Source organism: Bradyrhizobium sp. LMTR 3 (assembly GCF_001693485.1).
Lineage (GTDB): Bacteria > Pseudomonadota > Alphaproteobacteria > Rhizobiales > Xanthobacteraceae > Bradyrhizobium.
The window spans coordinates 92,393-119,106 of sequence record NZ_MAXC01000001.1; the positions used below are offsets into that span (position 1 = coordinate 92,393).

Genomic DNA, 26,714 nt, shown 5'->3' on the forward strand with positions numbered 1-26,714 from the left:
GCATGAGCGCATATGGACCGATGCCGCGATCGGCCTGGATATTCCCCGTGCTGGCGGTGCTGCTCTTTGCCGTGGCTACCGGCCTCGATATCGACTTTACACCATCGGCCGGCGGGTTCGTGTTTGCGGTGGTGCTGCTCGCAATCCTGTTCGGCACCGTGTTCGCCGCCGTGCATCATGCCGAGGTGATCGCCGAGCGAATCGGCGAGCCCTACGGCACGCTGCTATTGACGCTTGCGATCACCATCATCGAAGTCGCGCTGATCGCCACCATCATGCTCGGTGAAAAGCAGCAGCCGGCGCTGGCGCGCGACACCGTGTTTGCGGTGGTGATGATCGTGTGCAACGGCCTTGTCGGCCTCTGCATCTTCATTGGCGGCTTGCGCTATCGCGAGCAGGATTTTCAGGTCTCGGGCTCGAACCTTTATCTTAGCGTGCTGTTCGTGCTGGCGACCATCACGCTGATCATGCCGAACTACACGCTGACGGCGGCGGGGCCGATCTACTCGGCGGCCCAGCTCGGCTTCGTCAGCATCGTTACCCTGATCCTGTACGCCGTGTTTCTCTATACCCAGACCATCCGGCATCGTGATTACTTCATCAACGAGGCGGAAGGAAAGGCGGCTGACGAATCCCGACTGTCCAACCGGATGCTGGCGCTCAGCTTCGCGCTCTTGCTTGTATCGCTGTTGGCGGTGGTGCTGCTGGCCAAGAAATTTTCGGCGGTCGTCGATGCCGTGACCGCGATGATTGGTGCGCCGCTGGCGTTTGCGGGCGTCGTGGTGGCGCTCTTGATTCTGCTGCCGGAGAGCGTCGCGGCTGTCGGCGCCGCGCGCAGGAACGACCTGCAGAAAAGTATCAATCTCGCGCTCGGCTCTTCGCTCGCCACGATCGGGCTGACGGTGCCGGCGGTTGCCGTGGTTGCCTATACGCTCGACAAGCACCTGGTGCTCGGCCTCGATGCCCGCGAAATGGTGCTGTTGGTGCTGACCTTCGTCATCAGCATGCTCACCTTCGGCACCGGCCGCACCAACATCCTGTTCGGGCTCGTGCACATGCTGGTGTTCGCCGTGTTCCTGTTCATGGTATTCGTGCCGTAGTCCCACAGGAGTGAAGCTGACATGCTTGCCGCCAAATCCGATGTTCAGGTCGACACATCAGAAGTCCGCGTTACCGAGTGGCGGCTGGCGCCGGGCAGCGCCACCGGCCACCACACCCATGAAATGGATTACGTGATCGTGCCGGTGACCTCGGGCGAGATGACCATCGTCGCGCCGAACGGCGAACGCACCAAGGCGCAGCTCGCCTCCGGCAAATCCTATTTCCGGAAGGCCGGGGTCCAGCACGACGTGCTGAACGAGACCGCAAGCGAGATTGTGTTTCTGGAGGTCGAGCTGAAGCCCTGACCGCTCCACCTCGGTTTTCAGGTTTGCTTCGCCGGGCAGGGACTACCCGTGCTGCGCTGTGGCCTGGAGAAGCAGGCCGTTTTGATCGACTCTAGCCCGTTTCGCTGGGCCTGCACGGGAACTGCTGAATTGCCACCGATCTGTCGCAGTTGATCCCTCAATGTGCCTCAAAGTTCCGGCAATTGGAGGGCCGCGGGGAGTGGCCGGAATGCTGAATTACCTGAAGAAATTTGCGGTGGACATCTTCCCTTCGGTGGCCGCGACGGTCATCGGGGCGTACATCGTCAACCACTACATCGTGACCAAGCCCAGCGCGGACGCTCCCGCGGCGGCGGCGTCGGCCGCCAATCCCGGCAAGCCTGAAGCCAAATCCGGTGCCAAGACGTCCGATACCAAGACGTCCGATACCAAGACTTCCGAGACCACGGCCGGCGTGAGCAACCTTCCGGCCGCAGACGTCAAGGCGAGGGGTATCTCCGAGAAGGCCATCATGGAGAAGACCGCTGCCGAACGGGCGGCGGCTGACAAGGCCCAAGCGAAAGCCGAAGAAAAGTCCGAAGCGAAGGCTGACGCAAAAGCCGATGCCAAATCCTCCGATTCCAAATCCTCCGATTCCAAGTCTTCCGATTCCAGGTCTCCCGATCCTAAGTCCGACGTAAAATCAGCCGAGAACCCGGCCGACGCTGCCAGCAATCCGGCCGACCAGCGCCGTCATGCAGCGCTGCCGCGCGAAAAGGAAAAGATCAGGGTCGTCCTGCCGTCGCCCGTGCAGCCTGTTGCGTCCCAGGCCACTCCGGTTGCGGCGGCTGCGCCGGCCGCCCCGGTCGAGACTGCGGTTACTCCGGATGAACGGCGCGATGCCAACGATCTGGCGCGCGCCGCGATCGAACGCCTGCGCGCCAACGGCGAGACGTCTCCGCGCTCCCCCGAGACGGCCCGCGCGCCCGAAGCACCCAGGGTCGCAAATGCGCCTGCTGCCGTGAATGCGCCCGCGCTTCGTCCGCTGCCGCCGCCGGTCATGGTCTCGGGCTCACCCGCTGGCGAACCCCATGGTCAGGCTTCGCCGCAGGCACGGCCGCCTTTTGCTGAGGCCACCGACCCGAACCGCCCAGTCCCGCCCGCCGAAATTCCGGTCTCGCGCCCGCTCGATCTGCGTGCCGAAGTTGCGGAGCCTTCCGTCCGCGAACGCGCCACGGCGGCTGCCGAGGACGCGCTGTCGACCGCCAAGTCGATCTTCCACGCGGTGCTGCCGAAATAGTCTGCGGTCTTCGACAGAAAGCGTCCAGATCATGATGCGATTTCGTAGAATCGCATCATGATCTCATCTTTTTGTTGAGCATGATCTTTTCGGAAAACCGCTTCACACTTTTCCGGATCATGCTCTAGCCGCCGGTGCGGGCGAGCCCGCTTCGGGCGGCGTCGTCCTTGGGCCGGAGCGCCAGCGCACGGCTGTAGGATGTGAACGCCTTGGCCTTGTCGCCCAGGCGCTCATAGGTGATGCCGCGCGCCGACCAGGCTTGCGCGCTGTTGGGATCGGCCTGCACCGCCTCGTCGAGATCGGAAGCGGCTTCCTTTGCCTTGTCGATGGCGAGGTAGCTGGTCGCCCGCGCCAGCAGCGGATCGACCCGTTGCGGCGTCAGGCCATTGGCCGCGGTGAAATCGGCAATCGCCTGCTCATGCTGCTTGTCGGCCTGATGGATCAGGCCGCGGCCGTACAGCGCCTGCACGTTGTAGGGATCGAGTGCGAGCGCGCGGTCGAATTCCGCGAGCGCTTCCTCGGCCTTGCCGGATTTGGCGAGCGTCTGGCCGCGCGTTGCGTGGCCCTGGGCATCGCCGACGCTTTGTCCGCTGATCGTGCCGGTCGGTTGCCGTTCGACGGCCTGCGGCTTTTCCCTATCCGATCCCCACGATCCCAGGTCGAACGAACAGCCGCCGAGGGGCAGGGTGAGAACGATCGCGAGCAGCACGATGGATGCGGCCGTGAAGCGCGAAGCGCAGGGAAGTGTATTGCAGTCAGTAACGGCCATGCGGCGGAATACTCGCGCGTCGAACATGGCATAGGTAACCCGATGGCTCGCAAAATGCATCGGTCAAAATGGCCGCAACGGCGTCGACGGCGATGTGGGTGATCGAGCAGCGAGAGCGCCGATTTTCCGGCGCGTCCGAATTCTGAGGAACAAGATCGCGAAAAACAAAACGCGGACCCAAGGCCCGCGTTTTTCATTCAAATCCAGCGAACTGCTTAGCGCGGTCCGCGCGGACCTGCGCCCGGGCCACGGCCGCCAGCGCCACCACGGTCGCCACCGGGACCGGCGCCGAACACCGGCTTGGGCTTCATCGGCAGCAAGCCTTCACGCTGCAGCTTCTTGCGGGCCAGCTTGCGTGCGCGGCGCACGGCTTCGGCCTTTTCACGGGCCTTCTTCTCGGACGGCTTTTCGTAATGGCCGCGGAGCTTCATCTCGCGGAAGATACCCTCTCGCTGCATCTTTTTCTTCAGCGCCTTGAGGGCTTGATCGACATTGTTATCGCGGACGAGAACCTGCACGCGGCATCCTCTTTCAATTGATCGGATAGGAATTCTGGTAAAGCGAAGGGCCGGCGAAAGGCCTGGTCCTCAACCCTGAGCGCGGGCATGTAGCAGACAAAACCGCAGATGTCCACCTGAGAAGGCGGTTTCCGGCCCCGGAAAGCTGCGAAAATCGGCTGATACGAGCCCGTTTCCTCAAATAACGAGCCCTTCACGGGCCCTCCCTAACATCCAGCAGCGCAAAAACATGCGGGAGGCGAGTATGAATACCAAAAAATATACCGCTGAAGCGATCGGCACGTTTTGGCTCACTTTTGCGGGATGCGGCAGCGCGGTCATCGCCGCCGGTTTTCCGGAGGTCGGTATAGGCCTGGTCGGTGTGTCCCTGGCATTCGGCCTGAGCGTCGTGACCATGGCCTATGCGATCGGCCACATCTCCGGCTGTCATCTCAATCCCGCCGTCACGATCGGCCTCGCGGCCGGCGGACGGTTTCCGGCGCAGCAGATCGTTCCTTACGTGATCGCGCAGGTGATCGGTGCCGTCGCTGCCGCGGCGTTGCTCTATGTGATCGCAAGCGGCGCGCCCGGCTTCGATCTGGCCAAGGGCTTTGCCTCCAACGGCTATGACGCGCATTCCCCTGGTCAGTACGGCATGGTGGCCTGCTTCATCACCGAAGTGGTGATGACCATGATGTTCCTGTTCATCATCATGGGCGCCACCCACGGCAAGGCGCCTGCCGGCTTTGCGCCGCTCGCCATCGGATTGGCGCTGGTGATGATCCATCTCGTGAGTATCCCCGTCACCAACACGTCGGTGAATCCCGCGCGCAGCACCGGGCCCGCGCTGTTCGTCGGCGGCTGGGCGCTGGCGCAGCTCTGGCTGTTCTGGGTGGCGCCCTTGATCGGCGGTGCGCTCGGCGGCGCGATCTATCGCTGGCTTAGCGAGGAGCCGGCCGGCGTCGTGGAAGGCTTGAAGACCGCCTGATCTGCGGTCTCGCTCAATGGCGGTACGGCTTGCTCCTGGTCATTCGTCAGGGACGCATGGCGGAAGGGTTCCCTCCCCCCCCTTGCGGGGGAGGGTTAGGGAGAGGGGTGCCGCTTGCTCTGCTGCAAGACGAAGCGCGGCACGAGGTTCTCATGTGCGCGCAGCTTGCAATGGTTTGATGCAGGTTGGCCTGATCTCTTCGTTCGAGTGCGCGGCTACCCCTCTCCCCAACCCTCCCCCGCAAGGGGGGAGGGAGCCTGATGAGCGTGCTCACCTCACATTGGGTTATGGCTCGCCGCAAATACGGCGAGCGTTATTTCTTGCTTGCCGGGATAACCTCAGTGACATGGCCCATCTTGCGGCCCGGCCGCGGTGTGCCCTTGCCGTAGAGATGAACCGTGGCGCCGGGAACCGTCAGCCACTGCTCATAATCGAGGATATCGTCGCCGATCAGGTTGGTCATGGTGACCTGGCCGTGACGAACCGGCTTGCCGAGCGGCCAGCCGGCAATTGCCCGGATGTGCTGCTCGAACTGGGAAATCGAGGCGCCGTCCAGCGTCCAGTGTCCGGAATTATGCACCCGCGGCGCGATCTCGTTGACCAACACGTGCGGTCCGCCGTTTCCGGCAACGACGAACAGCTCGACCGCGAGCACGCCGACATAGTCGAGCGCATGGGCGATTTTCTCGGCAACGGCTCGCGCCTGTGCGGCCAGTTCATCCGATATCGCGGCCGGCACGCGCGAGAATTTCAGGATGTGATCGCGATGCTCGTTTTCGGTGACGTCGTAGCATTCGACATGGCCATCCGCCGATCGCGCGGCGATCACGGAGATCTCGTGCTCGAATGGAACGAAGGCTTCGAGGATCGCGGATTTGGTGCCGAGCTCTTCCCAAATGCGGATGGGGTCGTCGCCCTCACGAATGATCGCCTGGCCCTTGCCGTCATAGCCGAAGCGGCGGGTCTTGATCACGGCGGGAAGGCCGATGCGGGCAATGGCGCTCTGCAGGGTTTCCACCGACGACACGTCGGCATAGTCGGCGGTGTCGATGCCGAGCCGCTTGACGAAATTTTTCTCGATCAGCCGGTCCTGCGTGGTTTCGAGGATTTTCTGCGCCGGCAATACCGGACGGCGCGCCGCCAGCACCATGGCGGTGGCGGCCGGCACGTTCTCGAATTCATAGGTGATGACGTCGACATCGTTGGCAAACAACTCGAGCGCCTCGACGTCGGCATATTCGGCGCAGGTTGCGTTCAGCACCACGTCGAAGGCGGGCGAGTCCGGGTCCGGCGAAAACACCTGGCATTTGAGGCCGAGGCGCGCCGCGGCCATGGCCAGCATCCGGCCCAATTGTCCGCCGCCGAGAATTCCGATGGTGTCGCCCGGCTTCAGCTTCACCTTGTCTGAAACCGTCACGCTGAACCCTCCGGGCGCTCCTTGACCGCGTCCGTCTGCTGCTTGCGCCAGGCGGCCAACCGCGTTGCCAGTGCCGGGTCATTCAGCGCGAGCACGCTTGCCGCGAGCAGCGCGGCGTTGATGGCGCCGGCCTTGCCGATCGCCAGCGCGCCTACGGGAACGCCGGCCGGCATCTGCACGATCGAGTACAGCGAATCGACCCCCGACAGTGCCTTGGATTCGACGGGAACGCCGAACACGGGGAGTTCCGTCAATGCCGCCGCCATGCCGGGCAGGTGCGCCGCACCACCGGCGCCGGCAATGATGACCTTGAAACCTTGAGCCTTGGCGCCCTTGGCGAAGGCGAACAGCCGGTCCGGGGTCCGATGGGCCGAGACGATGCGCTTTTCGCAGTCGATCCCGAGCGCCGCCAACGTCTCGGCGGCATGGCGCATGGTCTCCCAGTCGGACTGGCTGCCCATAATGATGGCGATCGGTGTGGTCATCTCGTCAATTCTGTTTGGGAATCCAGAAGCATAAGCCGATTATAGGGTCGGCCCGGGGGTCATCCAAGGCGTGGCAAGGGATCAGGAATGGACTATCCTGTCTTGGTGAATCCCGGCAAGCCTTCATAAGCGTGCCTGCACAGGGAAGGCCATGAAGAAGAAAACCAGGGCGACCGCCTCCAGGGCCGGAAAACGCCCTAAAAACGCGGCTTCCGGGCGAAAATCCGCACCACGGCGATCGCCGCCGCCAGCATCCCGGCCGCCGGCAGCGTCCAACGAGACCAAGGCGACGATTCGCCGGCTGAAAGCGCAGCTCGCCCGGACTCAGGCGCAGATCGAGGAACTTCAGGCCTCCGCCGATACCGACTTCCTGTTGGGCATCCCGAACCGGCGCGGTTTCGAGCGCGAGCTCAATCGCGCGATCGCCTATATGAAGCGCTATCGCGCCTGCGGTGCCCTGGTCGTGCTCGACGTCGATCGGCTGAAGCCGATCAACGACGCCTTCGGACATGCCGCGGGCGACCAGGTGCTCAAGGCCATTGCCGCGGCGCTGCTGGCGCAGGTGCGCTCTTCCGACATGGTGGGCCGGCTCGGCGGCGACGAGTTCGCGCTGCTGTTGTGGAATCTCAGCGAGACCGACGCTAGGGCCAAGGCGGCCGCGCTGGAGGAGGCGATCGATCGCCTCAGCTTCGTGTTCGATGGCCGCACCATTACCGCGGGCGCCTCCGCGGGCGTCTCTGTGCTCGATACCCACTCCGAAGCCGGCCGCGCGCTGGAAGCGGCCGACAGCGCCATGTATGTGCGCAAGGCGCTGCGGCGGCATGAGGCGAAGGCGTAGAGTGGGCAAAGGCGCGCTTCGCGCCGTGCCCACCAACGGACAAGCGTTGAAGAATGTGGTGGGCAGCTTGCGCTTTGCCCACCCGACAAATTCCAATCAACGATCTGGCTAAAGCTCGCTGAGATCGTCCGGCACGTTGCCGAACTTGCGCAGCAGTTTCGCGTCGCCGAATTCACCCATCATGGGATCGCCGCTGCGGCTGAAGGCGACGGCGCCGATGCTGCCGGCCATTCGCGACATCGTTTCGGCGCGCCGCAACGCGGTGGTCGGGCTTTGGCATTCTTCCGCGGCGCCCGCCACCGGCGAGCCGCTATCGTCCTGCAGGAATGGCATTGCGACGTAATAGGTGACATCGGCCATTGTATCGCTCCAGTGTGATCGCTCCAGATCAGGCCGCGTTGCTACTCGCACGTTTGGCCGGCACACAGCCGGCTGCTATCGTGGCCTGCAGCTCCTCCAGTTCGATTTCCAGATACTCGTTCGCCATGATCAGCGCCTTGATGGTCGAGCGCAGATTGCCGTCGCACATCGCAATTGCCTGATCGCAGGCCTGCTCGTAACGGTTGTTGTCGGACAGGGGCGGTGGAACGGACATGGCTGGGCTCCCGAGGCTGGCGGCAGGAGGATATGTTCTCTTTTTGTTCTGGTGAAGTCAAGCCGCATCCACCAGCCGGAGGCCTGTTTTTTCGCTGGCGCCAAGCCCATCGAGCCGTCGTGGGTGTGGATGTCGGGGAAAAGGACTTGCCGAAAGGCGTACGGTTTTTGCGCGGCGAACCAGCGGAGCGCAGCAAGCGCAACGATCAGGCGATGATGTCAGGCGTGATCTGGTCTTCGATGAAGGCGATGCGGTCGCGCAACTGCAGCTTGCGTTTCTTCAGCCGCTGCAGCCGCAACAAGTCCGGCGCCGGCGACTGATGCAGCGCGTCGATCGCCGCATCGAGATCCCGATGCTCCTGCTGCAGCCTGGCGAGCTCGGTTTCAAGCTCGCGCTCATCATCGTCGGTCATGGTGTACGTTAGCTGAAAGCGCGATCAGGTTGCGAACGGATTCTTCGGAAGCTGGCGATGAATATCGTCCCTGCGAGGCCGCTCCGCAAGCTGATCGGGTTCCATAGTCACGATTGGTTACAGATAAATCCGAAAATATGAGAGGCCCCGATTCTGGATACCCCATCGACAGATTCGGCGGCTGGTGTACACTCGCGCGTCCGGATCGAACCTGAGGTTTCACCCACCGAGGAGATTTCGTATGGCACTACAGGCGCATCTTGTTGAGCTTGAACGTAAGCACAAGATTCTCGAGAATGAATTGCACGAAGCGCTCGTGCACCTTTCCACAGACGACCTGCAAATTGTCGAGTTGAAGCGCCGCAAGTTGATGGTCAAGGATCAGATCGAGCGGTTGAAGCAAACCGCCGACGAAACCCTCCACTAAGTACCTAGCAAAGTATCGAAAATCCCCACACGGCCGGATGGGCGCCGATGCGCTCGTCCGCCTGTCGGTGATGTTTCGGCCTTCGTTACAGCTCCACCAGCTTGCCCACGTGATCGGCGATCGCGAGCGATGACGTCAGTCCGGGCGATTCGATGCCGAACAGGTTGATCAGTCCGGCGATGCCGTGATCGGCAGGACCCTGGATGAGAAAATCCTGCGTGGCGACGGCCGGCGGCACGATTTTCGGCCGGATTCCGGAATAGCTCGGCATCAGCGCGCCGTCCGGCAGCGTCGGCCAATAGCGCCGGATTGCGGGATAGAATCGCTCGGCGCGGGCGGGGTCCACCGCATAGTCGATGCTCTCGACCCATTCGACGTCGGGGCCGAACCGGGCCTGTCCGGCCATGTCGAGGGTGAGGTGCACGCCCAGCCCACCGGGCTCCGGCACCGGATAGATCAGGCGCGAAAATGGAGCCCGCGCACTGCAGCTAAAATAATTGCCCTTGGCCAGATAAGCGCAGGGAATCATTTCGATCGGCATACCCTCGATGTTGCGCGCCACCGTGGGCGCGCCTAATCCGGCCGAATTGACGAGCAGGTTGCACGCAAGGGTCATCGGCGCATCGCCGCCGGCTTCGATTTCGATACGACCGGCGTTGGTTCGCGCGTGCAGCAGCGGGGTGTGGAATGCGAAAGCCGCACCGGCTTCTTCCGCATCGCCCTGCAGCGCCAGCATGTAGGCGTGGCTGTCGATGATGCCGGTGGACGGCGACAACAGCGCCGCATCGCAATTCAACGCCGGCTCCAGTTCGCGCGCCGCTTCGCCGGTCAGCAATTGCATGTCGTCGACGCCATTGGCCTCGGCATGCGCGCGGATCGATTGCAGCTTCTCGGTTTCCTTCGGCGTCGTCGCCACGATCAGCTTGCCGCAATTGCGATGCGGAATGCCGTGGTCGCCGCAGTATCGGTAGAGCGCGCGCTTGCCGCTGACGCACATCTGCGCCATCAGGCTGCCGGCGCGGTAATAGATGCCGGCATGAATCACCTCGCTGTTGCGCGAGGAGGTGACGGTACCGATGCCCTCGGCGGCCTCGAGCACGATCACTTCGCGGCCCGCCTGGGCCAGGCGCCGTGCGATCGCGAGCCCGATCACCCCCGCTCCGATGACGACGCAATCGACCTTGTCCATGTCAGCTTCAGGCCCGGAAATCTGGCGCAGGAATCGGCGCTTGCCACGCTCGGCAATCATCGTTGCGTTCGGTGGAGCTGTCGAACAACCCGTTGGTTTGCCTCGAAATACGCAGTAAACGCAGTCCCATTAACGAAGCATTAATCATGTCGGGCCAATTGCCGTAATTTGGGTCATATTTTAGAATTGTAGGGGTAGTCGTTTACCCGATCCAAACCCGTCAAGCCAGACACTCCGCCCGCAAACCTCGGGTGGGTAATGGCTGACGGCAACTGGCAGGCAGGACGGAAGAATTCGATTCCGGCGCAGGCCCTCGTCTGTCTGCTCGCCATTGCTGCGCCGTGCGGGCTGGCGTGGGGGGCCGCATCCTCCAGCGGCTTTGCCCCGGCGAGCCATATCGGCGAATTAGATCCCACTATGGTCTGGGAGTTCCTGATCGGCGGGATCGTCGTCGCCTCCTTCCCGGCAGCGATCGGCATCTGGATTTTATCGGCGCTGCGCGGGGCAAAGCGCGCGCAATTGCAGCGCAGCGCGTTCATCAGTTCGGCGCTCAACAATCTCAACCAGGGCGTGATGATGACCAACGCGCAAAACCGCGTGGTCTTCTGCAACGACCGTTTTCTCGAAATGTACGGGCTCAGCCGCACCGAGATTTCGAGCAGCATGACCGGCCGCGAACTGCTCGAACTGCGGCGCGAGCGGGGACTGCTCAATCTCACCGTCGAAGAGTTCGGCAAGCTGGCCCGCCGCCCGGAAGGTGTCGTCACCGAACTACCTGACGGCCGATCGGTGTTGTCGAAGATCTTCAGCCTGCCCAATGGCGGGACGATCGGAACGCATGAGGATTGCACCGAGCAGCGCCAGTTGTCGCGCAAGCTGGCATCGACCACCAAATTTCTGGAATCGGTGCTCGACAACGTTCCGGTCTGCGTCGCCGCCAAGAACATCGAGGACGGTCGCTATATTTTCGTCAACCGTGCGTTCGAGCGATTCTCGCGCTTCTCCCGCGATCACGTCATCGGCAGGCGCGCCGACGAGATATTCACACCCGAAACCGCTAAGAGCATCGAGATAGCGGACCGGGCGGCGCTGACGGCGCCGGAAGGTTATCACCGCAGTGAATACGTCGTCGAACGGGGCGACGACAAGCGCGTTCTCTCCGCAAACCGCGTAATGGCGCGCAACGAGAACAACAAGCCGGAATTCCTGATTACGCTGTTCGACGACGTCACCGACCGGCGGTCACTGTCGCGCGAACTCGAAAACACCAAGAAGTTCCTCGAGCTGGTGGTCGACAATATCCCGGTGTCGCTGATCGTGGAGCGCGTCAGCGATGGGCGGTATTTGCTCGCCAACCGCAGTGCCGAGACCATTCTCAATCGCCGCCGCGAGGATGCCACAGGCTTGACCGCCGCCGACATCTTCAATCCGCGCGAAGCCAAGCTGATCATCGCCCGCGACGAGGCCGCGATCAAGAAGCGTGGCCTGCTCACCGAAGAGCACCCGATATCCACCAAGGACGGGCTGCGGCTGTTCCTGACCCGCCGCATGACAGTGCTCGACGAGGCCGGCGAGCCGCAATATCTGATCAAGACCCATGAGGACGTCACCGATCGCCGCCAGACCGAGTCGCGGATGGCGCACATGGCCTACCATGACGGCCTGACGGATCTGCCGAACCGCGCCGCCTTCCTGCAGGCGCTGGCCCAGATGATCGAGGCCTGTGCCGGCACGGACGAGGAATTCGCGGTGCTGTGCGTCGACCTCGACGGCTTGAAGGAAATCAACGACGTGTTCGGCCACGCAACGGGCGACAAGCTCCTGATCGAGGTTGCGGGCCGCATCCAGGCCTGCGCCCGGGGCGGTGTGGTGGCCCGGCTCTCCGGCGACGAGTTCGGCCTGATCATCGACGGCAAGCAGCCGGAGGCGGGCAAGGCGCTTGCCGAAAAACTCGCGCAGACGATGTCGGACGAGTTCGTGATCGACGGCAAGTCGGTGCGGACCGGGGTGACGACCGGCATCTCGGTATTTCCGCATAATGGTCCGGATGCGGCTTCGCTGCTGGCCAATTCCGGCGCGGCGCTGTTCCGCGCCAAGCAGAAGTCGCGTGGCTCGATCAGCATTTTCAAACCGGAGATGGACCAGCAGATCCGCGACCGCCGCGTGCTGCACCAGGATCTCTCGATGGCGATCAGGAACGGCGAATTGTCGCTGTACTACCAGCCGCAGGCCGCGGCGGGCCCGACGATCGCTAACAGCAAGGTCATCGGCTTCGAGGCGCTGGCGCGCTGGATACATCCGGTGCGCGGCTTCGTGTCGCCCGGCGATTTCATTCCACTTGCCGAAGAAAGCGGCCTGATCGTCGAAATGGGCGTCTGGATCCTGCGCGAAGCCTGCCGGGAGGCTGCCTCCTGGCCGGTGCCGATGCAGATCGCCGTCAACCTGTCGCCGGCGCAATTCATGCACGGCGATTTGGTCAGCCTGGTGCATTCGATCCTGCTCGAGACTGGCCTCGCGCCCGACCGGCTCGAGCTCGAAATCACCGAAGGCGTGCTGATCGAGGATTTTGACCGCGGTCTGGCACTGCTACGGCGGCTGAAGGCGCTCGGCGTACGTATCTCCATGGACGATTTCGGTTCCGGCTATTCCTCGCTGAGCTATCTGCAGGCCTTCCCGTTCGACAAGATCAAGATCGACCGCGCTTTCGTCATGAATCTCGGGCGCAATCCGCAATCGGCGGCGATCGTGCGCGCCGTCATCGATCTCGGCCACGGCCTCGAAATGTCGATTGTTGCCGAAGGCGTGGAGACCCAGGAACAACTCGGCTTCCTCGCCGACGAGGGCTGCGACGCGGTGCAGGGCTATTTCCTCGGCAAGCCCCAGCCTATCGGGCACTACGCCGGGCTGGTCGGCCGCAGCGCCGCAAATGCCATCGAGGCTGCGCGCAAGCTCGCCAGCGCCTGATTTCGCCATACTGCGTCATCCTGCTCTCACGACCAGATGATGCCATCAAGTGCGTAACCGTTCGGGCTTTTCGGATTTGAGCTCGACGAGGCCTTTGCTTGCCTTCCTTTGCAGGTCCGACTATTTTGATGGCCGATCTGATCGAGAAAGGAGGGCTGCGCGGTGACGACAATTTTCCGACACTGTCGCCAGTGTGGCCCCGTCAACGCCCTGCAAATGCGTTTGCAGGGCTGACCAGAAATCTTTCGCAAATCTCTTCCTGGTCTGCCCCCGTCGCAATGCGACGTCGAACGTTTGCTCGTTCGCGCCTGCATTTCGATAACTCGCCGCGCTTCGACGCGAACATCCGCTGATGGCTGTATGCCCGGGATGCCGTGGTCGCAGGCAAGACCAGGGAACGATCATGACCCTTATCACTATCCGCAATCTCGGCGTGACGCTGAGCGCTCCGCTGTTTTCCCGACTGAACCTTGTCGTTAATGCCGGTGACCGTATCGGGCTCGTCGCAGCCAATGGGCGCGGTAAATCCACGCTGCTGCGCTGCATTGCCGGCCTGATGGAGCCGGGCGATGGCGAGGTCACCAGATTGCGAGGACTGACCATCGGCTATGTCGAGCAGGACGTGCCGTCAGTGCTGATGGATACGCTGTTTGATACGGCGGTGCTCGAGGCGCTACCCGTCGAACGACGGGCAAGCGAAAGCTGGAGAGTAGGCCTTGTCCTGGAATCGCTGGAGGTGCCAGAGGCACTGCGACGGAGGCCGCTAAAGCAACTGAGCGGCGGCTGGCGGCGGCTTGCCTTGCTTGCCCGCGTCGTGGTGACCGAAGCCGACGTGTTGTTGCTCGACGAGCCGACCAACCATCTGGACCTCGCCCGGATCCGTCAGCTTGAAGATTGGCTGAACGCGCTGCCGCGCGATATGCCGGTCGTGATAGCGAGCCATGACCGGGCCTTTCTCGACGCGACCACGAACCGCACGGCATTCTTGCGACCCGAGCAGTCGCAAATATTCTCGTTGCCCTATACGCGGGCTCGCGCCGCGCTCAGCGAGGCGGATGCATCGGATGAACGGCGCTACCAACGTGACGTAAAGGCGGCCGCGCAGCTTCGCCAGCGCGCTGCAAAGCTCAACAATATCGGCATCAATTCCGGCAGCGACCTTCTGTTGCAAAAGACCAAGCAACTGAAGCAGCGAGCCGAGAAGCTGGAAGATGCGGCGAGACCTGCGCACCTGGAGCGATCCGCAGGGACGATCAAGCTGGCCAATCGCGGAACACATGCCAAGGTTCTGATTGCGCTGGACGATGCCGCCGTCTTTGCCCCGGACGGCAGGTTGCTGTTCAAGACCGGCAAGCAGTTCATCTGCAAGGGAGACCGGATCGTGCTTTTGGGAGCGAACGGGGCGGGCAAGACCCGGCTCGTCGTGATGCTGCGCCAGGCGATCGAAAACCCGGAAACTATGCAGGCCGGTATCAAGGTTACGCAGTCGCTTGCTCTGGGCTATTGCGGCCAGGGTCTTGCCGATCTTGCCGATGCCGACACGCCGATGCGCACTATCGTCAGCCGTTTCGACGTCGGTGACCAGCGGGCACGCGCATTGCTCGCCGGCGCAGGCCTGTCGGTTGCGATGCAGAGCCGTCCGATCGGCCGGCTTTCCGGCGGACAGAAGGCGCGTCTCGGCATGCTATTGCTGCGGCTTGCCCAACCAAACTTCTATCTGCTCGATGAGCCTACCAATCACCTGGATATCGAGGGGCAGGAGGCGCTAGAAGACGAGTTGCTGGAGCATCAGGCAAGCTGCCTGCTGGTTTCACATGATCGCAACTTCATGCGCACGGTCGGAAACCGGTTCTGGTTGATCGAAAAAAAGAAGCTGGTGGAACTGGAGGGGCCGGAGCGCTTCTTCGCATCGATCGGCGCAAACAGCTAGAGCGGCGCTTGATTCATTATCCAGGAGCGACATCTACTTTTGGCCATCATGACCTAGTGTAGTGAAGTCAGCTTCTCTCCAGTCACCCATAGCGTATGGCGGACTACGATCTCGCGATCATTGGCGGCGGGTTGAACGGCGTCAGCATCGCGCGGGACGCCGCCGGCCGCGGCTTGCGCGTCATCCTGCTGGAGCAGGGCGATCTCGCCGCGGGCGCCTCGTCGGCCTCGCCGCGGCTGATCCACGGCGATCTGGCGGGCCTCGAGCGCCGGCATTTCTTGCGGGTTCGCACGGCGCTCGCCGAGCGCGATATCTGGCTCAGGATCGCGCCGCACCTGGTGCGCCCGATGCGCTTTGCGATTCCCGCCCATTCGGAGGAACGTCCGGACTGGCAGTTGCGCTCATGGCTTCTGTTGTACGACCGGCTGGCCTCGCGCAGCGGTCTGCCGGCCTCGGCAACTGTCGATGTAACCCATCATCCGATCGGCAACGCGCTGAAGCGGCCGTTCGGCACCGCTTTTGAGTATTCCGACTGTGTCGTGGACGATTCCCGGCTGGTGGTGCTCACCGCCGTCGATGCCGCGGCGCGCGGCGCGGTGATTCGCACCGGCGCGCGCTGCACCCGGGCCGAACGGGGCAAGGAATGGCGGCTGGTGACGATCGATCGCGGCTTTCGCCAGGTGATCACGGCAAGGGCGATCGTCAACGCCAGCGGCGCCTGGACGTCGTCCGTCGCCGAGACGGTGTTGCGCGTGCCGCCGCCGAAGGTTGCCGCCGAGCAGATGGACCAGATCGTGGTCCGCCGTCTGTTCGACAGCGACAATATCTACGTATTCCAGAACAGCGATGGACGGCTGATTTTCGCCAGCCCCTATGAGCGCGATTTTACCCTGATCGGCACTGCGAGCCATGCCTTCAAGGGCGATCCCGCCATCGTTGCGATGGCGGCCGGTGACGTCGCCTATCTCTGCGATGCGGCGAACCGCTATTTCCGCGAGCGGATCGAGACGGTCGATGTGGTGCGTACGCTTTCCGGGGCCAACATGGTGCGGAACGCCGCGAGCGGACGCAACGGGGCGATGACGCTCGACCACGGCCGCGGAAGAGCGCCGCTGCTCACGGTGTTCGGCGGCGACGTCACGACGTCGCGGCTGCGCGCCGAGCAGGCGGTCTCGAAGCTGACGCCGTTCTATCCGATGTCGCCGCGCTGGACCGCAACGGCGCCGCTGCCCGGCGGCGATTTTGCCTGGGACCGCTTCGACAACGAAGTCGAGGAAGTGCGCGAACGCTGGCGGTTTCTCGGCGAGGAAGAGGCGAGGCGCCTGGTCGCGGCCTACGGCTCGAACGTCAAGGCGATCCTGGGCGACGCCAAGGAGCGCAGCGAACTCGGCCCTGCTTTCGGGTCGGAATTGACGGGCGCAGAGGTCCGCTATCTCATGCAGCGGGAATGGGCGCGCTTTCCGGACGACGTCTTGTGGCGGCGCACGAAGCTTGGCCTCACCATGCTGCCGGAGGACCGCGAGGCGCTGGCGGCGTTCATGGCGGCGGCCGTCTGACGAATGGGTGGGACATGAGGGGCGTTATCAGGCCAACCGTTTTCGACCTGCTTGCCTCGCCTAGTTTCGCTGTGCCTGTCGCGACCAGGCCTCGTCACGCGCCGAAGGCCTTCGGTCAAGCCGGGCCGCGATGCGGCTCGCGGCCGCTTCGCCGCGGCCGGCGCGAAGGTACGCCACGATCAGGGTGTCCTCCCATAGTTCGCGCTGGGCGTGGCTGCCGCCGATCCGCGTCAGTTCGGCAAGGGCCGGTTCGAGAAAGCGGATCGCCTCCGCATTGTCGCCCTCCGCAAACGCCCCAATGCCGCGGCAGAGGTCGATGGCGGCCTGCCCCGGCAACAGCTTGCCGTCGGCTGCGCGTGCTTCGAGCTGCGCCAGTCGCGTCTCCAGCGCATCGCTGCCGGTCATTGCGGTAGCCAGCGCAAAATGAACGTCGGCAAAATGCGCGCCGGCTTGCGGAAAGTACTTTTCGCCATAGGCGGCGATATCCTGCCAATGCGCCTCCAGCCCGGTCTGGCCGGCCAGCGCAAGCCGCCACAGCAGCGAGGCGCCGTCGGTGAAGATGTTCAGCGGCGGATACGGCCGGCCCGCGGGCTTGATATGCTGTTCGTAGATCGCAAGCGCGCCGTCGAGATCGCCGGCGTCGAGCAAGGTCAGCGCGACGTGCCAGGCCAGGTGCCCATGCAGAAAGCTCTGGCGGTCATGCGCGGGCATCCATTGCGAAAGGAAGCTGCGCCCGGCCCCCATGTCGCCCTGCTCGAACATCGCGTGCGAGAGGCCATGCGCCGCGTTGGCGTTGGCCGACCGCAGCCCCATCGCGCGCTCGGACAGCGTCCGGCCGTTGGAGAGATTTCCCGCCTCGGTGTGCGACCAGCCGAGGTAGCTGACAAACCACCAGTCCTCGCCATAATGCCGCGCGTGGCGTTTGCAGATCGCGAGCTTGGCCGCATCGTGATCGGGACGGCCCGAGAACGCGTAGAGACCGAACGCGCCGAGCAGGATCGACAGTACCTGCGCGTCGCGCGGATATTCGTCGAGATGCGCCTCGGCGCCGGTCACCGCGACTTTCGGCTTGCTCTCGATCACGGCGGCCATGATCTCGACATGGCTTTTTTCGCGCTGGGTGGCGCCGGCGGCCAGTTCGCGGGCTTGCGCGGCGAGAGCACGCGCCTTGCTGCCCTCCATGTTGAGCTGATGCAGCCGGGCGCGGCCGATATGCGCCAGTGCAAAACCGGGATCTTCCGCAACCGCCTTGTCGAAGGCGTCCTCGGCACCGTGCCACGCCGACAGCATGCAGTCGACGCCTTCGCGATAATGCGCCGCGGCGCGATCCGAGGCGGTTGTCAGCGGGAGATCATATCTGTCGCGGTTCATCGTTCTTGTCCTAGGGTCGCGCGATGACATTGTCAGGTCTAGAAATCGAGCTTGTCGCGTATGGCATCGATGCCTGCTTTGGCGCAGGCTTCGTCCGCGTCGCCGCCGGGAGCCCCGGAGACGCCGACGGCGCCCACCAGCGAACCTGCCGCTTCGACGGTCAGCCCGCCGCCGATGATGACGGCGCCCGGCAGATCACGGATTCCGGACTGCATCATCCCGGGCTGGCTGTTAGCGACGAGTTCGGTCGTGCTGGTGCGGAAGCTGACGGCCGTCCACGCCTTGCCCGAGGCGGTCGAAACCGTATGTGCGCCTGCAAAGCGGTCGCGCAGCAGCACCTGCGTCACGCCGAAGCGATCGACGACGGCGACCGACACCTGAAAGCCGCGCTTGCGGCAATCCGCCAGCGTCGCGCGCGCCAGATCGAGCGCCACCTCGGGGCTCAGCGATTTGTAGGTGACGATGGCTTCCTGGGCGGCGGCCGAGCTGGCGAGCAGGCAAAAGATCGCCGTTGCTGCCACCATTTTCCGAACGGTCATCAATCTCTCCCGATCATTCCCATCGTGCGCGGCGGCCGGCTTTCTGCGAGCTTCGAACCTTACCAGAGACGGGAGCTGCATCCAGAATATTGTGGCTGCTTGTTCCGGGCCGGTTGAGCGGATGGCGATCCGCCGCTAGCGTGCGGCCATGACGGCGCAGGCAAATGGCATGAGCGGGCAATCGCCTGAGATCGACACAGCGAAAATCAACACGGCCGTCGCGCAGGCGACGCCGATGGCGCCGGCCGACGACACGCCGCTGCTCCGCATCGAAGGCGTATCGAAGAAATTCGGCAGTTTCCGCGCCGTGGACCGGCTCTCGCTCGACATCAAGGCAGGCGAGTTCTTTGCGCTATTGGGCCCGAGCGGCTGCGGCAAGACCACGCTGCTCAGGATGCTTGCCGGTTTCGAAACCCCGGACGAGGGCCGCGTCCTGCTCGGTGGCCGCGATATCGCGCCGGTGCTGCCGCATGAGCGGCCCGTCAACATGATGTTCCAGAACTACGCGCTGTTTCCGCATCTCTCGGTCCGGGACAATATCGCGTTCGGCCTGAAGCGCGCCGGGATGGCGCGCGCCGCCATTGATACCCGCGTGGGCGAGATGGTCGCGCTGGTCAAGCTCGATGGTCTAGAGAAGCGCAGGCCGGATCAGCTTTCCGGCGGCCAGAAGCAGCGCGTGGCGCTGGCGCGCTCGCTGGCGCGGCGACCCAAGGTCCTGCTGCTTGACGAGCCGTTGGCCGCGCTCGACAAGAAGCTGCGTGAGAGCACGCAGCTCGAATTGATGGAACTGCAGCGCCGTCTCGGCATGACCTTCATTGTCGTCACCCACGACCAGGAAGAGGCGATGACGATGGCAAACCGGATCGGCGTCATGGATGCCGGCCGGCTCGAACAGGTCGCCACCCCGCGCGATCTCTACGAGGCGCCGGCCTCGCGCTGGGTCGCCGAGTTCGTCGGCGACGTCAACCTGTTCGACGGGGAAGTCACCTCGCATGCGCACCATCGCCTGACCATCGCAACAGGGGATGCCGGAAACATCGTGGTTGCGGAGCACCGTCAGATGGCCACTGGCACCGCCGTCTCGGTCGCGATCCGCCCCGAGAAGGTGAAGCTGTGGCATCAAGGCCCGGCGTCGGACGCAGGCAATCCGCAAGCGGTTAACCGGCTGGCGGGCGTCGTCGCCGATGTCAGCTATCTCGGCGGCTCGACCGTCTACAAGGTCAAGCTCGATTCCGGTGCGGTCGTGCGCTCCTCGATGGCCAATACCACGCGGCTGGACATCCATAGCTATGGCGTGGGTCAGCGCGTGGTGGCGTGGTTCACGCCCGACGATGGCGTGGTGCTGGAACGATGAGCACGCGCCGCATTTTCGCGCAGCCGGCGCGGTATGCCGCCATCGCGCCCTACCTGTGGATGGTGCTGTTCTTCCTGGTGCCGTTCGGGTTCGTGCTGAAGATCAGCCTGTCGCAGACCGCGATCGCGCAGCCGCCCTATGTGCCGGTGTTCGATTTTTCCGAAGGATGGATTGCGATCAAGGCGGCCTTCGCGCAATTGTCCTTCGATAATTTCAGGCTGCTGATCTCGGACAGTCTCTACATCAGCTCCTATTTGCGTAGCGTCGTTGTTGCCGTAACCTCGACATTGATCCTGCTATTGATTGGCTATCCGATCGCCTATGGTATGGCGCGGCTGCCGCAGCGCTGGCAGCCGATCGCGATGATGCTGGTGATCGTGCCGTTCTGGACCTCGTTCCTGATCCGCATCTATGCCTGGATCAATATTTTGCAGCATGACGGACTGCTCAATAAAATTCTGCTCGCGCTGCATCTGGTCTCGTCGCCGGTGGTGTGGCTGTCGACCGACAGTGCGATGTATCTCGGCATCGTCTATTCCTATCTGCCGTTCATGATCCTGCCGCTGTACGCGACGCTTTCGAAGATGGACCCCTCGCTTTTGGAAGCCGCAAGCGATCTCGGTTCGTCGCCACTTCAAGCGTTTTGGCTGGTGACGTTCCCGCTATCCCTGCCGGGCGTCGGCGCCGGCGCGCTCTTGTGCTTTATCCCGATCATCGGCGAGTTCGTGATCCCAGATCTTCTCGCCGGCTCCGGCTCGATGATGATCGGTCAGACGCTGTGGCTCGAATTCTTCACCAACAAGGACTGGCCGGTCGCCGCTGCCGCCGCGGTCGCCTTGCTGGTGCTGCTGGTGCCACCGCTTCTGCTCTACGACCGGCTGCAGCGCCGCACGTTGGAGGGCGCGAAGTGATGGCGCGACGGATCGGCCGGATATCGCCGTTCAACATCACCGCGCTCGCGCTCGGCTTGGCGTTTCTGTACCTGCCGATCGTTATTCTCGTCATCTATTCCTTCAATGCCTCGCGGCTGGTCACGGTGTGGGGCGGCTGGTCGCTGCGCTGGTATCATGAATTCTTCAACGACCGCGCCATGCTGGATGCGGCATGGATGAGCTTGCGGGTTGCCGCGGTATCGGCCACGATTGCAACGCTGCTCGGCACGCTCGCGGCAGTCGGGCTGGTTCGCGGCGAACGCTTCAGGGGACGGACGCTGTTTTCCGGCATGCTCTACGCGCCGCTGGTGATGCCCGAGGTGATCTCAGGGCTGTCGCTGCTGCTGCTGTTCGTGGCGCTCAACGCCGAGCGCGGCTTCTGGACCGTGACGATCGCACACACTACGCTGACGATGTGCTTCGTCACCGTGGTGGTGCAGTCGCGCCTCGCCTCGCTCGACCGCAGCCTGGAAGAGGCCGCGATGGATCTCGGCTGCGATCCGGTGCAGGCGTTTGTTCGGGTGACGCTACCGTTGATTCTGCCTGCAATCGCCGCAGGATGGATGCTGGCTTTCACGCTCTCGCTCGACGATGTCGTGATCGCAAGCTTCACCACCGGTCCGGGCTCGGCAACGCTGCCGATCCGGATCTATTCCGAGGTGCGGCTGGGCGTGAAGCCGGAGATCAACGCGATCTGCACGATGGTGATCGCGCTGATCGCGGTGCTGATCGTGATCGCCTCACTCGCCTCGAAACTGTCGAGTTCGCAGGGCGAGACTGCGGCGCCGTTGTGATCAACCCCGAAGGGGCGATGCGCTACTTGGATGCCTGGTTTGCCAGTATAGGCATCGTTGCGAACAGGGCGAGCAGTGCCGCATAGACCGCACCTTCCGCCGTTGCAAATCTTGCGAGTTGTTCGGTAAGGCTTAAGCTACGAAAGGTCAGGCCGACTGCAAGGTCAGCGATTTGCTGCATCCCGAGCGCGATCAGCCCAACTGCAAGCAACGCGCTCTTGCGTGCCTCCAGTTGCAGGGTGCGCGGCGCCACTCGCGACGCGACAAGAATGGCTCCGAGCAAGAACGGTGCCTCGCAGAGAGCGGCGCGAACGGCACCGATGCGCGGCTCCAGCAGGAGAACGCGGATCGGGCCCAATAGAAATCCAACGCCGAAGACGATGACGAAGTAGAGGGTGGCCGTACCGAGGATCTTCGTCATCGTTCACGCATCACCTGCTCCGGCGGTCGACGCAGGGACTTTGGCAGGTCGGGTCCCGCGCCAAAGCGCATGACGATATCTGGACGACGCCCGCCGATTCCCAGGAAGGAGGCGAATTGAGTCCTTAGAGCCGCCACCTCGACGGGCTGATTGACGAAGGCATATTTGAGTCCGAGTGCGGTCGCCTGGAGCCCGAAGCGTTGGCAGGCGCGGCCTGCAGCAATCCAATGCGCCTTGTCGTCCGTATCAGTCACGAGGACGGCAATACCGGCCGAGCTTTCGATCTGCCCACGATACTTGCTGTTCTCGCTGCTTTCGGTGAAGAAGAGCCGAAGCAGCGGCCGCGCGATCCGTGCAGGGAGGGCTGGATTTCCCGAAGCGCGCGAGAACAAGCCATCCATCGTGGCAACGGCATCCGCGTCGCTGAAGCGCATCCAGCTCACAAGTTCATCCATGAATGCCTTGTCACGCATCTGCGCCGAGTTTCCCTGCAGCACGTAGTCGACAACGTTTGCGATCCTGGTCCGATCGGTCAAAATAATCGCCGAGACGCCTTCTTCGCGGCACGCGCTTTCGAGCAATCGCAGCGTGTCCGTTGTAACAGGTCTGCCGTCGAATTTTGCGCGGGTGCTCTGGCGAGCGGTAATGGCGTCAATCAGCGCCGATTGTACGGGCGCTGCCGTCTCCAGATCGATCGCGATGCTGTCGCCGTTGACGAGAGGGTTCGCCCTCAGCCCGAGTCCGGACGCCCCCAGCACGAGGTTCTCGGCGGCGCATCCCAGGCTGACGAAGAGGTGATGATCGTCGGGATCGACCGCCGGACATCTGCGCGCGAGGTCTGGGGTTATCGTGATCTTGTTGGCGGCGGTCGTGAAAATCCAGGGCTGAGTATTGTGACTGTTGGCAGCCAGTGTGGCACAGCGCACAAGTTCTCGCTCTCTTGGTGCGGTGCGCAGCGGGGCTCTAGCCGCGCGTGCCGCCTCCTCATAGGTCATCGGCGCTGCTGCCGACGAAGACGGGTATGCCGTTGTCCCGGCTGCAAGCCCGAGCGCGGCACCCAGCAGCCGCCTTCTGTCGATCAGCGTCACCCGCACCTCTCCACGGAAGCCAATGATCTAAAGGTGGCGTCGTGAAGCCTCGCAGTCGTTGACCAGGATCAAGCTTATCGACCTGGCGCGGCACCGGATCAGCGGGGATCGATCGTCAAGCGATTTCGCTTCCGGCTCGACGCGCGGACATAAGCCTCACGACTTGACCGCGCCCGCCGTCAGCCCGCCCACCATATACCGCCTGAACGCGTAATAGATCGCGGCCGGCGGCAGCGCGTAGATGAAGCCGGTGGTCATCAGCAATTCCCACGGCGAGTCGTCCGCGGCCAGGAAGTTGCCAAGCGCCACGGGGAGCGTGATCTCGGTATCCTTCGACAGCAGCAGGAATGCGTAGAGATATTCGTTCCAGGCGAGCAGGATCGCGTAGGTGCCGATCGCGACCAGCGAGGGCATCATCAAGGGCACGTAGACCAGGCGGAACAATTGCAGCGTGGTGGCGCCGTCCATGGTGGCGGCTTCGTCGAGTTCGACCGGCAGCTTGTCGGAAGCCTGCTTCAAAACCCAGATCGCGTAAGGGGAGGCGATCGTCACCATCGCCAGAATCAGCGACCAGTGATTGTTGAGGAGACCGTAATTGCCCATGGTGCGGTACATCGGCACGGCGAGGAATGCCGCCGGGATGAAATAGGTGAACAGCGCCAGATTCATCACCCAGCGCCCGCCGGGAACGCGCAGCCGCGAGATCGAGAAGGCCGCGGCGGTCGCGATCATCAGCGTGAGTGCGCCGGCGGACAGCGCGATCACCACCGAATTGAAGAACTGGATCCAGAAATCGCGCAGGAAGTAATGCTGCTGGTGGAATACGATGCTGAAATTGTTCAGCGTCGGATGATCAGGCCACAGCTTGCCCGAAAACGCGTCTTCCTTCGGCGAGATCGCGAACAGGAACATGTGATAGATCGGCACCAGCGTCCAGATCAGCACGGGAATGCCGATTAGAAGCAGTTTCGCCTCGTTGCCGATTTCTCTCAGAGAGGGCAGCTTCATCGCGACAACCGTTTCATCATGAAATAGACCAGCGGCAGCACGAACGGCAGCGCGCAGACGATGGAGGCCATCGCGAGCGAGAGCTGGTCAAGCCGGAGATAGCGGATACCGAGCGTGGCGAGCACATGGGTGAGGTCGGCGGGGCCGCCGCCGGTGAGCAGATACACGCTGTTGAAATCGCCCAGCGTCCAGATCATCGAGAGCAGCGTGCAGGTGATGTAGAGCGTCTGCATCGACGGCCAGGTGATGTAGCGGAATTTCTGCGACCAGCTTGCGCCGTCGACCGCGGCGGCTTCGTAGAGATCGTGCGAGATCGCGAGTCGCCCGGTCATCAGGATCAGCGTCCAGAACGGCAGCGATTTCCAGATGTGCACGCCGATCGCCATGGCGAGCGCGACGCTCGGATCGTTCAGCCAGTTCGGGCCGTCCTCGGCGGTGAACTTGAAGATCAGTTGGTTGATCACGCCCCATTCCGGATTGAGCATGAAGCGCACGGAAAGAATCGTCGGGATCGACGGCACCGCCCAGGGCAGGATGAACAGCACCGACAGCCATTTGATCCAGGTGCGCTGCTGGGCGAAGAAGCCGGACAGGAACAGCGCGATCGCCATTTTCAGATTGATGCCGACCAGGAGGAAGATCAGCGTATTGACGGCGGCGCGCGCGAAGATCGGGTCGTGATAGAGCGCGACATAACTCGCCGGATGCCGCGCCAGCCAGAGGCCATAGCCGACCGGGTAGACCACGAAAGCCAGGAACACCAGCAGATAGGGGGCGAGCATCACGATGCCCCAGACCTGCGGGGTGGTCAGCCGTGCCGATAGCGGCGGGCTTGGTATCGCGTGATCGCCCGAAAGCGTGATTGCCATTTGTTTACTCTTGAAACGAGATGCCGGTCGCGACTACGCCGTCGTCCCTGCGAACGCAGGGACCCATAACCACAGGCGGTTGTTGTTGTGCAAAGCCGTCGGCTAGCATCCTTTAAAACGGCCGCCGCGGCGTATGGGTCCCTGCGTTCGCAGGGACGACGAGCATACGTTCGTGGCGGCCGGCATTGCTTACACTAACCCGCGACCTGCTTGATGCGGGCGATCAGTTCGTCGACGGCCTTGTCGACCGGCACCTTCTCGCTCACCACGCGGTTCATCGCCTTGGCCCAGACGTTCTCGTTGTTCAAAATCGTGAACTTCCAGTTCTTGGTGAAGTCGAACGGCGTGGTGCCGCCCGTGAACTGGTTGTACACTGCCTTGCGATGCCGGTCAGCCTGCCAGAACGGGCTCTGCTGGCTGGCCGTCGTCACCGGGAACCAGCGGCCGAGCGCGCCTTCGATATAGGGTCGCACGTTCTCTTCCTGCAGCAGGAACTTGATGAACTCCTTGCCCTCGGCCTTGTTCTTGGCGACCGTGAACATCAGGCCGGTCTTGACGTCGGAGCGATACTTGATCGGCGTGCCGTCCGGCTTGTTGGGGAAGGACGCGGTGATGATGGTCTCATCATAGTTCTTCTTGCCGAGCGCGCGCTGCTCGGGCGTCAGCGCCGGGTTGTTGGCGTCGTCGAGCCATTTCGCCGCGATCGAGATCGTGAAGTTGTGCGTCATCACGATCGTCTTGTTGTGGAAGGCGACGTTGTTGTCCGGATCTTTCCAGGTGGTGGAGGACGGCGGCGTGCAGCCCTTGATGTAGGTGTCGGTATAGTCCTTCATCGCCTTGATCAGGTTTTCCCGCACCTTGGGATCGTCGACCAGGAGCTTGCCGTCGTCATCGACCAGCTTGACGTTGTAGGCGTCCATGAAGGTGTAGAACGACTGGAACGAATCGGTGGATTCCACGCCCATCGGCTGGCCGACGGCATAGACGCGCTGACCGGTTGCCTTGCGGCTGGCGGCCTGCACCTTGTTGCACCAGAACGACCAGTAATCTTCCCATTTGGTCGGGATGTCGCTTTCCTTGAAGCCGGCCTGTTCCAGCATGTCCTTCCAGATCTGGACGTGCATGCTCTGCTGCTTCAGCGGAAAGCCGTAATAGCCCTTCTTCTTTGTCTGGTCGTTATAGAGAAAGGTGGTCTCCAGCGTGTTGGGCGCGAACGCGGACTTCATCGGCAAAAGGATGTCGCCGAGATCCTCGAGCTTGCCCTCATAGGCCCACTTGCCCTGCGCCTGCACGTCATAGCTGTCGGAATAGGCGACATCAGGCACGGTGCCCGAATCCAGCGCCGCCACCGTCTTCGGAATCATGTCCTGGATAGCGTATTGCGAAAGCTCGACCTTGATGCCGGTCTTGGCCTCGAATTTCTTGATCGCCTCTAAGAGCGCATCGTCCTCGGACTTGTAAAAGCCCTTACCGAACCAGACCGTGATGGTCTTCTGCTGGGCGAGCGCGGGCGCCGTGGCGTAAAACAGGCCGACGGCTGCAACCGCGAGCGAAACTGATCTCCTGGATATCACATTGTTCTCCCTGAAAACGCCGGCTTGTTAACC

Annotated in this window: 27 protein-coding genes and 1 pseudogene; 13 read left to right on the forward strand and 15 right to left on the reverse strand. The window is 63.0% G+C overall.

Going from position 1 to position 26,714, the window contains the following annotated elements:
- Window positions 1–2 precede the first annotated feature (2 nt).
- The 3 genes from LMTR3_RS00450 to LMTR3_RS00460 all read left to right on the forward strand — a co-directional run bounded on the left by LMTR3_RS00450 (window position 3) and on the right by LMTR3_RS00460 (window position 2,664).
- Complete coding sequence (locus tag LMTR3_RS00450) at window positions 3–1,100, forward strand: calcium:cation antiporter (protein WP_065743327.1); 1,098 nt, start codon at window positions 3–5, stop codon at window positions 1,098–1,100.
- Window positions 1,101–1,121: 21 nt separating this feature from the next.
- A complete protein-coding gene (locus LMTR3_RS00455) occupies window positions 1,122–1,406 on the forward strand; it encodes a cupin domain-containing protein (protein ID WP_057847321.1) in 285 nt (94 codons plus the stop codon).
- A gap of 208 nt (window positions 1,407–1,614) precedes the next feature.
- Entirely contained in the window at window positions 1,615–2,664 is a 1,050-nt protein-coding gene (locus tag LMTR3_RS00460) for a hypothetical protein (RefSeq protein ID WP_065743150.1), read from the forward strand.
- Between the two features lie 124 nt (window positions 2,665–2,788).
- On the opposite strand, the gene LMTR3_RS00465 is transcribed toward LMTR3_RS00460, so the two are convergent.
- Window positions 2,789–3,460, reverse strand: coding sequence for a tetratricopeptide repeat protein (locus LMTR3_RS00465; RefSeq protein WP_245319682.1), 672 nt, complete (start codon window positions 3,458–3,460; stop codon window positions 2,789–2,791).
- 188 nt (window positions 3,461–3,648) lie between these two features.
- The gene (gene rpsU / locus LMTR3_RS00470; RefSeq protein ID WP_028350145.1) at window positions 3,649–3,951 is read right to left on the reverse strand and encodes a 30S ribosomal protein S21; all 303 of its coding nucleotides are present in this window, start codon (window positions 3,949–3,951) and stop codon (window positions 3,649–3,651) included.
- Window positions 3,952–4,195: 244 nt separating this feature from the next.
- Here rpsU and aqpZ point away from each other — a divergent pair, with 244 nt between their 5' ends.
- The gene (gene aqpZ, locus LMTR3_RS00475; protein ID WP_028350146.1) at window positions 4,196–4,918 is read left to right on the forward strand and encodes an aquaporin Z; all 723 of its coding nucleotides are present in this window, start codon (window positions 4,196–4,198) and stop codon (window positions 4,916–4,918) included.
- A gap of 313 nt (window positions 4,919–5,231) precedes the next feature.
- Here aqpZ and LMTR3_RS00480 read toward each other — a convergent pair whose 3' ends face one another.
- Together LMTR3_RS00480 and purE are read right to left on the reverse strand one after the other, a co-directional pair.
- The gene (locus LMTR3_RS00480) at window positions 5,232–6,335 is read right to left on the reverse strand and encodes a 5-(carboxyamino)imidazole ribonucleotide synthase (protein WP_065743151.1); all 1,104 of its coding nucleotides are present in this window, start codon (window positions 6,333–6,335) and stop codon (window positions 5,232–5,234) included.
- A complete protein-coding gene (gene purE, locus LMTR3_RS00485) occupies window positions 6,332–6,820 on the reverse strand; it encodes a 5-(carboxyamino)imidazole ribonucleotide mutase (RefSeq protein ID WP_065743152.1) in 489 nt (162 codons plus the stop codon). The genes LMTR3_RS00480 and purE overlap by 4 nt, the downstream gene beginning before the upstream one ends.
- Window positions 6,821–6,971: 151 nt before the next feature.
- On the opposite strand from purE, the gene LMTR3_RS00490 reads away from it, so the two are divergent.
- Window positions 6,972–7,658: a GGDEF domain-containing protein gene (locus LMTR3_RS00490; protein ID WP_065743153.1), complete on the forward strand. Its 687-nt coding sequence runs from the start codon at window positions 6,972–6,974 to the stop codon at window positions 7,656–7,658.
- Window positions 7,659–7,766: 108 nt separating this feature from the next.
- On the opposite strand, the gene LMTR3_RS00495 is transcribed toward LMTR3_RS00490, so the two are convergent.
- The 3 genes from LMTR3_RS00495 to LMTR3_RS00505 all read right to left on the reverse strand — a co-directional run bounded on the left by LMTR3_RS00495 (window position 7,767) and on the right by LMTR3_RS00505 (window position 8,665).
- Window positions 7,767–8,018: a hypothetical protein gene (locus LMTR3_RS00495; RefSeq protein WP_065743154.1), complete on the reverse strand. Its 252-nt coding sequence runs from the start codon at window positions 8,016–8,018 to the stop codon at window positions 7,767–7,769.
- A gap of 28 nt (window positions 8,019–8,046) precedes the next feature.
- Window positions 8,047–8,253 carry a hypothetical protein gene (locus LMTR3_RS00500; protein WP_065743155.1) on the reverse strand — a complete coding sequence of 69 codons (207 nt, stop codon included), beginning with the start codon at window positions 8,251–8,253 and terminating at the stop codon, window positions 8,047–8,049.
- 205 nt (window positions 8,254–8,458) lie between these two features.
- Window positions 8,459–8,665 carry a YdcH family protein gene (locus tag LMTR3_RS00505; protein ID WP_028350152.1) on the reverse strand — a complete coding sequence of 69 codons (207 nt, stop codon included), beginning with the start codon at window positions 8,663–8,665 and terminating at the stop codon, window positions 8,459–8,461.
- 241 nt (window positions 8,666–8,906) lie between these two features.
- Here LMTR3_RS00505 and LMTR3_RS35995 point away from each other — a divergent pair, with 241 nt between their 5' ends.
- Window positions 8,907–9,092 carry a YdcH family protein gene (locus LMTR3_RS35995; RefSeq protein ID WP_057858669.1) on the forward strand — a complete coding sequence of 62 codons (186 nt, stop codon included), beginning with the start codon at window positions 8,907–8,909 and terminating at the stop codon, window positions 9,090–9,092.
- 85 nt (window positions 9,093–9,177) lie between these two features.
- On the opposite strand, the pseudogene LMTR3_RS00510 reads toward LMTR3_RS35995, so the two are convergent.
- Window positions 9,178–10,359 (reverse strand): annotated as a pseudogene (locus tag LMTR3_RS00510) (NAD(P)/FAD-dependent oxidoreductase); the annotation flags it as partial.
- A 180-nt stretch (window positions 10,360–10,539) separates the two neighbouring features.
- On the opposite strand from LMTR3_RS00510, the gene LMTR3_RS00515 reads away from it, so the two are divergent.
- The 4 genes from LMTR3_RS00515 to LMTR3_RS00525 all read left to right on the forward strand — a co-directional run bounded on the left by LMTR3_RS00515 (window position 10,540) and on the right by LMTR3_RS00525 (window position 16,731).
- On the forward strand, window positions 10,540–13,245 hold the full coding sequence (locus LMTR3_RS00515; protein WP_065743156.1) for a sensor domain-containing protein: 2,706 nt from the start codon (window positions 10,540–10,542) through the stop codon (window positions 13,243–13,245).
- Window positions 13,246–13,373: 128 nt separating this feature from the next.
- Entirely contained in the window at window positions 13,374–13,598 is a 225-nt protein-coding gene (locus LMTR3_RS37220; protein WP_141686407.1) for a hypothetical protein, read from the forward strand.
- 50 nt (window positions 13,599–13,648) lie between these two features.
- A complete protein-coding gene (locus LMTR3_RS00520; protein WP_065743157.1) occupies window positions 13,649–15,175 on the forward strand; it encodes an ABC-F family ATP-binding cassette domain-containing protein in 1,527 nt (508 codons plus the stop codon).
- A 95-nt stretch (window positions 15,176–15,270) separates the two neighbouring features.
- Window positions 15,271–16,731 (forward strand): glycerol-3-phosphate dehydrogenase, encoded by a 1,461-nt coding sequence (locus LMTR3_RS00525; protein WP_065743158.1) that lies wholly within the window; start codon window positions 15,271–15,273, stop codon window positions 16,729–16,731.
- 60 nt (window positions 16,732–16,791) lie between these two features.
- Here LMTR3_RS00525 and LMTR3_RS00530 read toward each other — a convergent pair whose 3' ends face one another.
- Window positions 16,792–18,102, reverse strand: coding sequence for a tetratricopeptide repeat protein (locus LMTR3_RS00530; RefSeq protein WP_065743159.1), 1,311 nt, complete (start codon window positions 18,100–18,102; stop codon window positions 16,792–16,794).
- A gap of 38 nt (window positions 18,103–18,140) precedes the next feature.
- Window positions 18,141–18,641 carry a GlcG/HbpS family heme-binding protein gene (locus LMTR3_RS00535; protein WP_065743160.1) on the reverse strand — a complete coding sequence of 167 codons (501 nt, stop codon included), beginning with the start codon at window positions 18,639–18,641 and terminating at the stop codon, window positions 18,141–18,143.
- A 235-nt stretch (window positions 18,642–18,876) separates the two neighbouring features.
- Between LMTR3_RS00535 and LMTR3_RS00540 the strand changes: the two genes are divergently transcribed.
- From LMTR3_RS00540 to LMTR3_RS00550, 3 genes are read left to right on the forward strand one after another with little or no spacing between them, the layout of a single operon-like run.
- On the forward strand, window positions 18,877–19,995 hold the full coding sequence (locus LMTR3_RS00540) for an ABC transporter ATP-binding protein (protein ID WP_245319690.1): 1,119 nt from the start codon (window positions 18,877–18,879) through the stop codon (window positions 19,993–19,995).
- The gene (locus LMTR3_RS00545; protein ID WP_065743161.1) at window positions 19,992–20,906 is read left to right on the forward strand and encodes an ABC transporter permease; all 915 of its coding nucleotides are present in this window, start codon (window positions 19,992–19,994) and stop codon (window positions 20,904–20,906) included. The genes LMTR3_RS00540 and LMTR3_RS00545 overlap by 4 nt, the downstream gene beginning before the upstream one ends.
- The gene (locus LMTR3_RS00550) at window positions 20,906–21,721 is read left to right on the forward strand and encodes an ABC transporter permease (RefSeq protein WP_065743162.1); all 816 of its coding nucleotides are present in this window, start codon (window positions 20,906–20,908) and stop codon (window positions 21,719–21,721) included. Before LMTR3_RS00545 ends, LMTR3_RS00550 begins: the two co-directional genes overlap by 1 nt.
- Window positions 21,722–21,743: 22 nt before the next feature.
- Here the strand turns inward: LMTR3_RS00550 and LMTR3_RS00555 are convergent, their stop codons facing one another.
- From LMTR3_RS00555 to LMTR3_RS00575, 5 genes are all read right to left on the reverse strand, one after another.
- Window positions 21,744–22,142 carry a hypothetical protein gene (locus tag LMTR3_RS00555; protein ID WP_065743163.1) on the reverse strand — a complete coding sequence of 133 codons (399 nt, stop codon included), beginning with the start codon at window positions 22,140–22,142 and terminating at the stop codon, window positions 21,744–21,746.
- On the reverse strand, window positions 22,139–23,230 hold the full coding sequence (locus LMTR3_RS00560; RefSeq protein ID WP_349643782.1) for an Acg family FMN-binding oxidoreductase: 1,092 nt from the start codon (window positions 23,228–23,230) through the stop codon (window positions 22,139–22,141). Before LMTR3_RS00560 ends, LMTR3_RS00555 begins: the two co-directional genes overlap by 4 nt.
- Before the next feature lie 156 nt (window positions 23,231–23,386).
- Window positions 23,387–24,238 carry a carbohydrate ABC transporter permease gene (locus LMTR3_RS00565; RefSeq protein WP_065743164.1) on the reverse strand — a complete coding sequence of 284 codons (852 nt, stop codon included), beginning with the start codon at window positions 24,236–24,238 and terminating at the stop codon, window positions 23,387–23,389.
- The gene (locus LMTR3_RS00570; RefSeq protein ID WP_065743165.1) at window positions 24,235–25,107 is read right to left on the reverse strand and encodes a carbohydrate ABC transporter permease; all 873 of its coding nucleotides are present in this window, start codon (window positions 25,105–25,107) and stop codon (window positions 24,235–24,237) included. Before LMTR3_RS00570 ends, LMTR3_RS00565 begins: the two co-directional genes overlap by 4 nt.
- 194 nt (window positions 25,108–25,301) lie before the next feature.
- The gene (locus tag LMTR3_RS00575) at window positions 25,302–26,681 is read right to left on the reverse strand and encodes an ABC transporter substrate-binding protein (RefSeq protein WP_065743166.1); all 1,380 of its coding nucleotides are present in this window, start codon (window positions 26,679–26,681) and stop codon (window positions 25,302–25,304) included.
- Window positions 26,682–26,714: the final 33 nt, after the last annotated feature.